Genomic DNA, 2,518 nt, shown 5'->3' on the forward strand with positions numbered 1-2,518 from the left:
CCCCCCGAACAGCCGCCCCCCGTACAGCCGTCCTCCACGCAGCACCCGGAGGAGGAGCGCGAGAACCCCGAACGGCTGTACGTCATCACCGGACCCGACGGCGAGCGCGTGCCCCTGGACCTGGTGTCCCTGATCGTCGCGCGCGCCGAGCCGCCGACGTCCGCCACCCCCGAGCAGGCGGCGGTGCTCCGGCTGTGCGCCAACCCGCTGTCCGTGGCCGAGCTGTCCGCCTACCTCAGGCTGCCGTTCGGCGTGGTGACGGTGCTGATCACCGAGATGCTGGCGGTCGAACTCGTGCAGGTGCGCGCCCCCATCGTCCGCCGGCAGCTCCCCGACCGTTCCCTCCTCGAAGCGGTGATGCATGGACTTCAAAGCCTCTGACGCGATCCCGGGCCCACGGGCCGAGGACCGTCTGCCGCACACGGCGCAGGCCGCGGCCAAGATCGTCATCGTCGGCGGCTTCGGTGTCGGCAAGACCACCATGGTCGGCGCGGTCAGCGAGATCAGGCCGCTGACCACCGAGGAGACCATGACCCAGGCCGGTATCGGGGTCGACGACAACTACGGCTCCGACACCAAGACGGCCACCACCGTGGCCATGGACTTCGGCCGCATCAGGATCACCGACCAGGTCGTCCTGTACCTCTTCGGCACCCCGGGCCAGGAACGCTTCTGGTTCCTGTGGAACGGCCTGTTCGAGGGCGCGCTCGGCGCCGTCGTCCTCGTCGACACCCGCCGGCTCGAAGTCAGCTACGACGTCATGGGGCAACTGGAGGAACGCGGCGTGCCGTTCGTGGTCGCCGTCAACTCCTTCCCCGACGGCCCCCGTTACCCGGTCGAGGACCTGCGCGAGGCGCTCGACCTGACCCCCGAGATCCCGATCGTCGAGTGCGACGTACGCCGACGCGCCTCCAGCCGCGACGTCCTGCTGACCCTGATGCGCTTCCTGCACTCCATGGCCCTGTCCGGCAGCCTCGTCTGAACCCCGGCCCGTCGGCCCACCCCCGGATCGACCCCAGCCTTCCCGGAGCGACCACCGTGACCTCTGAACACCACTCCCCGACCGGTGCGGACGACCTCGTGACCGACCCGCCCCCCGGCTGTCCCGCGCACGGCCGCGGACCCGGCGGACTGCACCGGATCTACGGCCCCGAGGCGGCGGACCTGGGCGGCCTCTACGAGCAACTGCGCGAGGAGTACGGGCCCGTGGCCCCCGTGCTGCTCCACGAAGACGTACCCATGTGGGTGGTGCTCGGCCACGCCGAGAACCTGCACATGGTGCGCACACCCTCGCAGTACACCCGGGACAGCCGCATCTGGAGCCCGCTGCTGGAGGGCCAGGTCAAGCCCGACCATCCGCTCATGCCGCACATCGCCTGGCAGCCCATCTGCTCCCACGCCGAGGGCGACGAACACCTGCGGCTGCGCGGCGCGGTCATCGGGGCCATGTCGACGATCGACCCTCGGGGCCTGCGCCGCCACATCTACCGCCACACCCAGCGCCTGGTGAACGGCTTCTGCGAGCAGGGGCACGCCGACCTGGTCAGCCAGTTCGCCGAGCATCTGCCGATGGCCGTGCTGTGCGAGATCCTCGGCATGCCCGAGGAGTACAGCGACCGGCTGGTGCTCGCCGCCCGCGACGCCCTGAAGGGCACCGAGACGGCCATCGCCAGCCACGGCTACGTCATGGACGCGCTGAGCCGGCTCACCGTACGGCGCAGGGCCCGGCCCGAGGAGGACTTCACCAGCCACCTCATCAACCATCCGGCGCGGCTCACCGACGACGAGGTCAGGGAACACCTGCGACTGGTGCTCTTCGCCGCCTACGAGGCCACGACCAACCTGCTCGGCAACGTGCTGCGCCGGGTGCTCACCGACCCGGGCTTCGTGGCCCGGCTCAACGGCGGCCAGATGACGGTGCCCGAGGCCGTCGAGCAGTCCCTCTGGGACGAACCCCCCTTCAGCACCGTCCTGGGCTACTTCGCCAAACAGGACACGGAGTTGGGCGGCCGGCACATCCGCCGCGGCGACGGGCTGCTGTTCGCCCCGGCCCCCGGCAACGTCGACCCGCGCGTCCGGCCCGACCTGTCCGCCGACATGCAGGGCAACCGCTCCCATCTCGCCTTCGGCGGCGGCTCGCACGAGTGCCCCGGACAGGACGTCGGCCGCGCCATCGCCGACGTCGGCGTCGACGCGCTGCTGAGGCGACTGCCAGACGTCCAGCTCGACTGCGACGAGGACGAGTTGCGCTGGACCACGTCCATCGCCTCGCGGCATCTGGCCGAACTGCCGGTGGCGTTCGAACCCAAGCCGGAGCAGGACGTCCGGGTCACGCCGACCCACGGCAACCCGATTCCGCCACAGCGCTCCACCTGGCAGATCGGGTCGATCGAACCGGGGCCCACGCCGGTCATCGCCGCGCAGCCCGGGCCGGTCGGCGAACCGCAGTCCGCACGCGTCGCCGAACCGCAGTCCGCGCGCGTCGGCGAACCGCAGCCCGTGGGGGTCGGCGCCGCGC

Annotated in this window: 3 protein-coding genes; all 3 read left to right on the forward strand. The window is 71.4% G+C overall.

The features are described from left to right. Nucleotides 1-381, forward strand: a 381-nt coding sequence (locus FNH09_RS46025) for a DUF742 domain-containing protein (protein WP_152895816.1), incomplete at its 5' end; no start/stop codon positions are given. Beyond that, nucleotides 362-982: a GTP-binding protein gene (locus FNH09_RS46030; RefSeq protein ID WP_152895817.1), complete on the forward strand. Its 621-nt coding sequence runs from the start codon at nt 362-364 to the stop codon at nt 980-982. The genes FNH09_RS46025 and FNH09_RS46030, both read left to right, overlap by 20 nt. A 56-nt stretch (nt 983-1,038) precedes the next feature. Continuing rightward, nucleotides 1,039-2,518 (forward strand): cytochrome P450 (locus FNH09_RS46035; RefSeq protein ID WP_338017881.1); only part of this gene is annotated, 1,480 nt, incomplete at its 3' end.

The sequence above is a fragment of the Streptomyces adustus genome, assembly GCF_009377175.1.
GTDB classification, from domain to species: domain Bacteria; phylum Actinomycetota; class Actinomycetes; order Streptomycetales; family Streptomycetaceae; genus Streptomyces; species Streptomyces adustus.